The sequence below is a fragment of the Flavobacterium sp. genome (assembly GCF_049318185.1).
In the GTDB taxonomy this organism is placed as follows: Bacteria; Bacteroidota; Bacteroidia; order Flavobacteriales; family Flavobacteriaceae; genus Flavobacterium.
The window spans coordinates 20,565-28,792 of sequence record NZ_JBMOGV010000016.1; the positions used below are offsets into that span (position 1 = coordinate 20,565).

Genomic DNA, 8,228 nt, shown 5'->3' on the forward strand with positions numbered 1-8,228 from the left:
AAAATATGAAAGTAACCATAGACGGTCAAGAAATTGAAGTAGCACCAGGAACAACAATCCTGCAAGCGGCTCGTATGATTGGTGGAGAATCTGTTCCACCAGCCATGTGTTATTATTCTAAATTAGAAGGGACTGGAGGCAAATGCCGTTGTTGCTTGGTAGATGTTACTAAAGGTAGCGAAGCTGATCCAAGACCAATGCCAAAACTTGTTGCCTCGTGCGTAACAGGTTGTCAAGACGGTATGGAAGTAGCCAGCAAATCTTCTGAACGCGTTCGCGACGCAAGAAATGCTGTGACTGAATTTCTTCTGATAAATCACCCTTTAGATTGCCCTGTTTGTGATCAGGCAGGCGAATGTGATTTGCAAAATTTAAGCTTCGAACACGGAAAATTGCAACAGCGTTTTATTGAAGATAAAAGAACTTTTGAACCAGAAGACATTGGCGATAAAATTCAATTACATATGAACCGTTGCATTGTTTGCCAACGTTGTGTGGAAGTTGCAGACCAATTAACAGATGGAAGAGTTCACGGGGTTTTGAATCGTGGAGATCATTCACAAATTTCGACTTGTGTTTCGGCTGCCATTGATAATGAATTCTCAGGAAATATGATTGACGTTTGCCCTGTTGGCGCTTTAACTGATAAGACTTTCCGATTCAAATCGAGAGTTTGGTTCAACAAACCTTTCAATGCCCATAGAGATTGTGACAAATGTTGCGGTAAAACAACACTTTGGATGTTTGGTAACGAAATTCAAAGAATTACTGCTCGCAAAGACGAGTACCATGAAGTGGAAGAATTCATCTGTAACACTTGTCGTTTTGACAAAAAAGACGTTTCAGATTGGGTAGTTGAGGGGCCAAGAAAATTCGAAAAAGATTCGGTAATCAACCAAAACAAGCATTACGGAAAACTAGATAAAGTTGTCATCGAAACCGAAAAAGGAATACTTCAAGGTAGAGATATCGATCGTAAAAAAATCAGTATGGCTGAGATAGATTATAACGAAAAAATTGACGGTAATCCAATCAATATTAAGAAAAATGGATAGTGCTTTTATTATAGAAAAAAGCGTTTTCATTGTAGTTATTTTTGCCGTAACTATGATTATGGCTATGTACTCTACATGGGCAGAACGTAAAGTAGCCGCTTTTCTACAAGATAGAGTTGGACCAAACCGCGCCGGTTGGGGTGGTTTATTGCAACCGCTTGCTGATGGTATGAAATTATTTGCCAAAGAAGAATTTGAACCCAATACCAAAAATAAATTTTTATTCTTTTTAGGACCAGCCATTGCGATGAGTGCGGCCTTAATGACTAGTGCAGTAATTCCTTGGGGTGATAAATTAGAAATTTTTGGAAGAACAGTCCATTTACAAGCAACTGATACTGATAGTGCGTTACTTTATATTTTTGCTGTAGTATCTATAGGAGTTTATGGCATTATGATTGGTGGTTGGGCATCTAATAATAAATTCTCATTGATGGGTGCCGTTCGTGCTGCTTCACAAATGGTGTCTTATGAAATCGCTATGGGGTTATCAATGATAGCCTTATTGATGATGACAGGAACATTGAGTTTAAAAGAAATTTCAGCGCAACAACATGGTTTGCATTGGAACGCATTCTACCAGCCTTTATCATTTTTAATTTTCTTAATTTGTGCTTTTGCAGAAACTAATAGAACACCATTTGATTTAGCTGAGTGTGAATCGGAATTAATTGGTGGTTATCACACGGAGTATTCTTCTATGAAAATGGGTTTTTATTTATTTGCAGAATATGCTAATATGTTTATTTCATCAACCATAATAGCTATTTTATTCTTTGGTGGTTATAACTATCCTGGAATGGGCTGGGCAGTGGTACATTGGGGAGTTAATATTGCAAATGTTATTGGAATAGGAGCTTTATTTATAAAATTATGTTTTTTCATCTTTTTCTTTATGTGGATTAGATGGACAATACCACGTTTCAGATATGATCAATTGATGAATTTAGGATGGAAGATTTTAATTCCACTTTCTATTATCAATATTATGATTACTGGAATTGTAATTTTAAGAAGTGAAATTTTTACCTTTTTGGGATTTAAATAGGAAAAGAAATTATGTCAGTATCGATACAAAGTATATCATTATCAGGTCACAAAAAGCAAGTTTCCAACAAGGAAATGACTTTTTTTGAAAGAATGTACCTAATTGCCATTGTAAAAGGTTTGTTGATTACCATCAAACACTTTTTTAGAAAAAAAGCAACTATACAATATCCTGAACAAGTTAGAGAATTTAGTCCTGTTTATCGTGGACAACACATGTTGAAACGTGATGAACTAGGACGTGAAAACTGTACGGCTTGTGGATTGTGTGCCTTATCTTGTCCTGCGGAAGCCATTACTATGAAAGCTGCAGAGCGTCAAAAAGGCGAAGAACATTTGTACCGTGAAGAGAAATACGCCGAAATCTACGAAATCAACATGTTGCGCTGTATTTTCTGTGGTTTGTGTGAAGAAGCTTGTCCAAAAGATGCAATATATTTAACGCTTTCTAAAGAATTAGTTCCTTCTAACTACGATCGTGAAGATTTCATTTTCGGAAAAGATAAATTAGTTATGCCATTAGAAATGGCTATTAAGAACGCTCAACTTAAAAACGTTAACTAATGTCGTCAATATTAATTATATTCTACTTTTTATCAGCTATTACATTGGCTGCGGCTTTTTTAACCATTTATAGTAAAAACCCAATTCACAGTGCTATTTACTTAGTGATCTGTTTCTTTTCGATTGCGGGTCACTATTTACTTTTCAATGCGCAATTTTTAGCGATTGTACATATCATAGTTTATTCAGGAGCTATAATGGTTCTTTTTCTATTTACGATTATGTTAATGAATCTTAATAAAGAAGACGAAGTTCATAAACCGCGTATTACAAGACTTGGAGCTATTGTGGTTTTTATTATAACCAGCATAGTTTTAATTACGATTTTCATCAATTCAAAAACTATTTTAGGTGATTATGATGTTTCAGGTGAAGATTTTCAATCTATTAGAAAACTTGGAACTGTATTATTGAACGAATATATGGTGCCCTTCGAATTTGCTTCTATTCTATTATTAGTGGCCATGATTGGTGTGGTTTTATTGTCAAAAAAAGAAAAAACTGAGCAGAAATAATGAATAATATTTTAAATCAAATAGGAATAGAAAACTACATTTTTCTTTCGGTACTTCTTTTTTGTATCGGGGTTTTTGGAGTATTATATCGCAGAAACGCCATTATTGTCTTCATGTCGATAGAAATCATGTTAAATGCGGTAAACTTATTATTTGTAGCATTTTCAACTTATCATCAAGATGCTGAAGGACAAGTTTTTGTTTTCTTTTCGATGGCAGTTGCTGCTGCCGAAGTAGCAGTAGGACTGGCAATCTTAGTTTCGGTTTATAGAAACTTAGGTTCCATTGATATTGATAATTTAAAGAATTTAAAAGGATAATCTAGAATGGAAACAAAATTAGCATTAGTATTACTTTTATCTCCATTTGTTGGATTTCTTTTCAATGTTTTCTTTGGTAAAAAAGTAAGTAGAGTGGTTTCCGGTGTTATCGGAACATTGACTGTAGTGGTTTCCTTTTTATTATCAATTTGCTTTTTTGCTCAATTGAACCTAAACGGAAAACCATTTGAAATATCTTTATTCGATTGGATTCAGGTTAGTAATTTTAAATTAGAATTTGGCATTTTATTAGACCAATTGTCCTTATTGTGGTTGTTATTCGTTACCGGAATTGGTTCGTTAATTCATTTATATTCTATCAGCTACATGCATGATGACGAGAACATGCATAAATTTTTTGCTTATTTAAATTTATTCGTCTTCTTCATGATAACTCTAGTAATAGGAAATAACTTATTAGTAATGTTTATCGGATGGGAAGGCGTTGGATTGTGTTCGTATTTATTAATTGGATTTTGGTATAAGAACCAATCGTATAACGATGCCGCGAAGAAAGCTTTCATCATGAACCGTGTTGGCGATTTAGGTTTCCTTATCGGAATGTTCATTTTGGCTACGATGTTCTCTACGCTAAACTATAGCGAATTAAAATATGCGGTAGCTGCAGGAGATGTGAACACTGCTTTATTGGGTGTTGCAGCACTTTGTTTGTTCATTGGTGCCACGGGTAAATCGGCACAGTTGCCTTTGTATACTTGGTTACCTGATGCGATGGCAGGGCCAACGCCCGTTTCGGCTTTAATCCACGCCGCGACCATGGTAACAGCGGGTATCTTTATGATTACGAGAATGAACTTCTTGTTTGATTTAACGCCAGATGTTCAAAATATAATCGCAATTGTAGGTGCATTGACTGCTTTAGTAGCTGCATCCATTGGTTTATTACAAAACGATATTAAAAAAGTATTGGCTTATTCTACTGTTTCGCAATTGGGATTAATGTTCCTAGCTTTAGGACTTGGTGCTTATACTGTTGCAGTTTTCCACGTAATTACTCATGCGTTCTTTAAAGCTTGTTTGTTCTTAGGCTCTGGATCGGTTATTCACGGACTACATGGTGAACAAGACATGAGAAAAATGGGGGGATTACGCAAAGCAATGCCTATCACTTTCTGGACTATGATGATTTCGACATTGGCCATTGCAGGTATTTTCCCTTTTGCCGGTTTTTGGTCGAAAGATGAAATCTTAATGGTGGCTTTTGAACACAATAAAGTTTTATGGATAGTCGCTTCGATTGCGTCAATTATGACCGCTTTCTATATGTTCCGATTGATGTACCTGACTTTCTTTAAAGAATTTAGAGGAACAGAGGAACAAAAACACCATCTGCACGAGAGCCCAAGTTTAATGACCATTCCATTGGTAATCTTAGCCGCTTTAGCGTTAGTTGGTGGAGCCATTAATTTGCCAGGAAGCATGTGGTTGAACCATTTCATGGAACCCATTTTATCAGGAGAACACGAAACACATCATCTTGGAACACAAGAATTCATATTGATGGGAATTGCATTAGTTGGAGCGATTATTGGAATTATTTGGGCGAATGCCAAATACATCAAACAGGCTTTTGTCCCTAAAGTGGATTCTGAAATTGTTGGTTTTAACAAAACGATTTACAATAAATATTATGTTGACGAATTTTATACTTTCTTGATAGTAAAACCTATCAACAGTTTGGCAAACTTCTTCCGTACTACTTTAGAACAGGCTTTGGGAAAAGTAGTTTTCAGTTTGGGAACGGTTGCCAATGGATTAGCAACTGAAGGAAAGAAATTGCAAAACGGAAATATTGGTTTATACCTTTTTGCCTTTGTGATTGGAGTTTGTGCCATCATATCGTATTTATTTATAACGCATACTGCTCAATAATTTTACATAATGGATGTAACTACTATATTATTATTACTTCTTTTTGGTTCGATTGCCACTTTTTTTGCAGGAGATAAATTAGCTTCCAAAGTCGCGCTTGTATTCAGTTTGGGTGCATTAGGTTTGTCTTTGTATTTACTAAACCTATTACATCATGGTGTCGATATCAGCTTCATGTCTGGTTGGATTGACAATCCAAAAGTAGCTCTAGCTTTCAAAGCCGATGGATTATCGATTGCGATGGTTTTATTGACGACGGCTTTAACACCGTTGATTATTTTCTCCTCTTTTGGAAATAACTTTTCTAACAGTAAAAACTTCTATGCTTTAGTAATGTTTATGTCATTCGCGATGACAGGAACTTTCTTGGCTGCAGATGGTTTATTATACTATATTTTTTGGGAATTGGCGCTAATTCCAATTTACTTCATTGCTTTACTTTGGGGTAATGGCGATGGCGAAGAACGCAAAAAAGCGGTGCTGAAATTCTTCATTTACACACTTGGAGGTTCATTATTTATGCTCATAGCTTTTGCTTATTTGTATTCAAAAGCGGGTAGTTTCCTTTTAGAAGACTTATACAAATTAGATTTAAGTGCATCCGAACAATGTTGGATTTTCTTTGCTTTTTTCTTGGCTTATGCTATAAAAATTCCAATCATTCCTTTCCACACCTGGCAAGCAAAAGTGTATCAAAAAGCGCCAACAGTTGGAACGATGCTTTTATCTGGTATCATGCTAAAAATGGGATTGTACAGCGTTATTCGTTGGCAATTGCCTATCGCGCCTGATGCTGCAAAAGAATACATGCCAATCCTAATTGGGTTAAGTATTGCAGGTGTAATCTATGGTTCCATTGTAGCCATACGCCAAAAGGATTTAAAAAAATTATTGGCGTATTCTTCCTTAGCTCACGTTGGTTTAATCGCAGCTGGATGTTATACCTTAACACTTGACGGATTGAGTGGTGCGGTTTCTCAAATGATTGCTCACGGATTTGTTATCGTCGGGTTATTCTTTGCTGCTGAAATCATTTTCAGAAGATGTGAAACCCATAAAATTGTCGATTTGGGTGGAATCAGAGCACAAACACCAAAGTTCACATCAATGTTTATGATTTTAGTATTAGCTTCTGTGGCGTTGCCTGGGACTTTCAACTTTGTGGGAGAGTTTACCGTGTTGTATAGTTTAAGTCAAGTAAATATTTGGTTCGCCGTTTTAGGAGGAACCACCATTATATTGGGTGCCTACTATATGTTGAAGATGTTCCAAAATGTCATGTTGGGTGAAACTAACTCTAAAGTATTTGCAGACGTAACCACTAATGAAGCGATTACATTTGTGGTAATCATCGCCTTTTTATTATTCTTCGGATTGTATCCAAAACCGATTGTTGATTTAGTAACGCCAAGTTTAAAAGAAATTTTAACTACTATTAATAACTAAGAACTACCAATGAATACATTAATTGCCATATCAGGTTTAGGTGTTTTTTGCCTTATTGCTGAAATCTTTAATTTAAGAAAGCTGTTAGTTCCGGTTACGATACTTGGTTTATTAGCCATTCTTGGTCTTACGATTTCCGAATTCAATGTGCCACAAGCTTATTACAACAATATGATTGTTGTCGATAAATTTTCGGTAGCCTTTTCGAGTTTGTTTATTGTATTAACTATTTTTTTAGTAGCCTTGAGTGGTGATTTTTACAAAGATCATCCCACTAAAATCTCCGATTTTATTGCCATCAAAATATTCCTTTTGGCCGGAGCTGTGGCGATGGTTTCTTTTGGGAACTTATCCATGTTTTTCTTAGGAATTGAAGTGCTTTCTATTTCCTTATACATATTAGCGGCAAGCCGAAGATTGGATGTAAAAAGTAACGAAGCCGGAATGAAATATTTCCTTCTAGGTTCTTTTGCCTCGGGAATTATCTTATTTGGTATCTGTTTAATTTACGGAGCAACAGGTTATTTTGATATAGCCGAAATCAAAGATTTATCCTCTGGAGCTGGAATTCCTATTTGGTTTCCAATAGGAATTACGTTGATGGTTATCGGAATGTTATTCAAAATAGCAGCGGCACCATTCCATTTTTGGGCACCCGATGTGTATGAAGGCGCACCATCTATGACCACAGCAACCATGAGTACTTTGGCAAAAGTAGTAGCCATGGCCGCTTTATACAAATTAGTAAGTGGTATGACGGAATCATTAACACCAACATTTGAAATGGTGATTGTGGTGGTTTCAATACTTTCTATGACCGTTGGAAATATCATGGCGTTGCGTCAAAACAATGTAAAACGCATGTTGGCTTTCTCTGGTATTTCGCATGCCGGATTTATGCTAATGGCTATTTTGTGTTTATCAACGGCTGCTAGCACGCTTTTATATTATACCGCAGCTTATGCTTTGTCAGGTATTGCCTCTTTTGCAGTAATTATTTATGTTACCAGAAACAAAGACAACGAAGATATTACCAACTTCAACGGCTTAGGGAAAACCCATCCACTTTTAGCTGCTGTGTTAACGGCTTCGCTTTTATCGATGGCTGGAATTCCAATTTTTGCTGGGTTTTTTGCTAAGTTTATGTTGTTCAGTCAAACTATTAAAGCGGGTTTCTTAGTAGTAGTTATTGCCGGAGTAATCAACTCTATCATTAGTATAGGCTACTATTTCAAATTGATTTTGGCGATGTATACCAAAGAAGCTGCCGAAGAGCAACAAGCAGTGCCGTTTGTGTATTACTTTGTGGCAGTAGTAGCTATTTTGTTAAACATCTTGATGGGACTCTATCCTTCATTTATAACCAATTTATTGAGCTAAAACTCATT

General features: G+C 36.0%; 8 protein-coding genes. All 8 read left to right on the forward strand.

The features are described 5' to 3' along the window. Window positions 1-5: 5 nt before the first annotated feature. Genes ACOYLT_RS02940 through ACOYLT_RS02975 form a run of 8 tightly spaced genes read left to right on the forward strand, consistent with a single transcriptional unit; the run spans window position 6 to window position 8,220 of the window. On the forward strand, window positions 6-1,055 hold the full coding sequence (locus tag ACOYLT_RS02940; protein WP_422852351.1) for a 2Fe-2S iron-sulfur cluster-binding protein: 1,050 nt from the start codon (window positions 6-8) through the stop codon (window positions 1,053-1,055). Beyond that, complete coding sequence (gene nuoH, locus ACOYLT_RS02945) at window positions 1,048-2,103, forward strand: NADH-quinone oxidoreductase subunit NuoH (protein ID WP_422852352.1); 1,056 nt, start codon at window positions 1,048-1,050, stop codon at window positions 2,101-2,103. Before ACOYLT_RS02940 ends, nuoH begins: the two co-directional genes overlap by 8 nt. An 11-nt stretch (window positions 2,104-2,114) precedes the next feature. Next, a complete protein-coding gene (locus ACOYLT_RS02950) occupies window positions 2,115-2,666 on the forward strand; it encodes a NuoI/complex I 23 kDa subunit family protein (RefSeq protein ID WP_422852353.1) in 552 nt (183 codons plus the stop codon). Beyond that, window positions 2,666-3,181 carry an NADH-quinone oxidoreductase subunit J gene (locus ACOYLT_RS02955; protein WP_422852354.1) on the forward strand — a complete coding sequence of 172 codons (516 nt, stop codon included), beginning with the start codon at window positions 2,666-2,668 and terminating at the stop codon, window positions 3,179-3,181. The genes ACOYLT_RS02950 and ACOYLT_RS02955 overlap by 1 nt, the downstream gene beginning before the upstream one ends. Further along, a complete protein-coding gene (nuoK, locus tag ACOYLT_RS02960; RefSeq protein WP_162126706.1) occupies window positions 3,181-3,501 on the forward strand; it encodes an NADH-quinone oxidoreductase subunit NuoK in 321 nt (106 codons plus the stop codon). The genes ACOYLT_RS02955 and nuoK overlap by 1 nt, the downstream gene beginning before the upstream one ends. A 6-nt stretch (window positions 3,502-3,507) precedes the next feature. Beyond that, complete coding sequence (gene nuoL / locus ACOYLT_RS02965) at window positions 3,508-5,394, forward strand: NADH-quinone oxidoreductase subunit L (RefSeq protein ID WP_422852356.1); 1,887 nt, start codon at window positions 3,508-3,510, stop codon at window positions 5,392-5,394. Window positions 5,395-5,403: 9 nt separating this feature from the next. After that, window positions 5,404-6,840: a complex I subunit 4 family protein gene (locus ACOYLT_RS02970; RefSeq protein WP_422852357.1), complete on the forward strand. Its 1,437-nt coding sequence runs from the start codon at window positions 5,404-5,406 to the stop codon at window positions 6,838-6,840. Window positions 6,841-6,849: 9 nt separating this feature from the next. Next, window positions 6,850-8,220: an NADH-quinone oxidoreductase subunit N gene (locus tag ACOYLT_RS02975; protein WP_422852358.1), complete on the forward strand. Its 1,371-nt coding sequence runs from the start codon at window positions 6,850-6,852 to the stop codon at window positions 8,218-8,220. Window positions 8,221-8,228 lie beyond the last annotated feature (8 nt).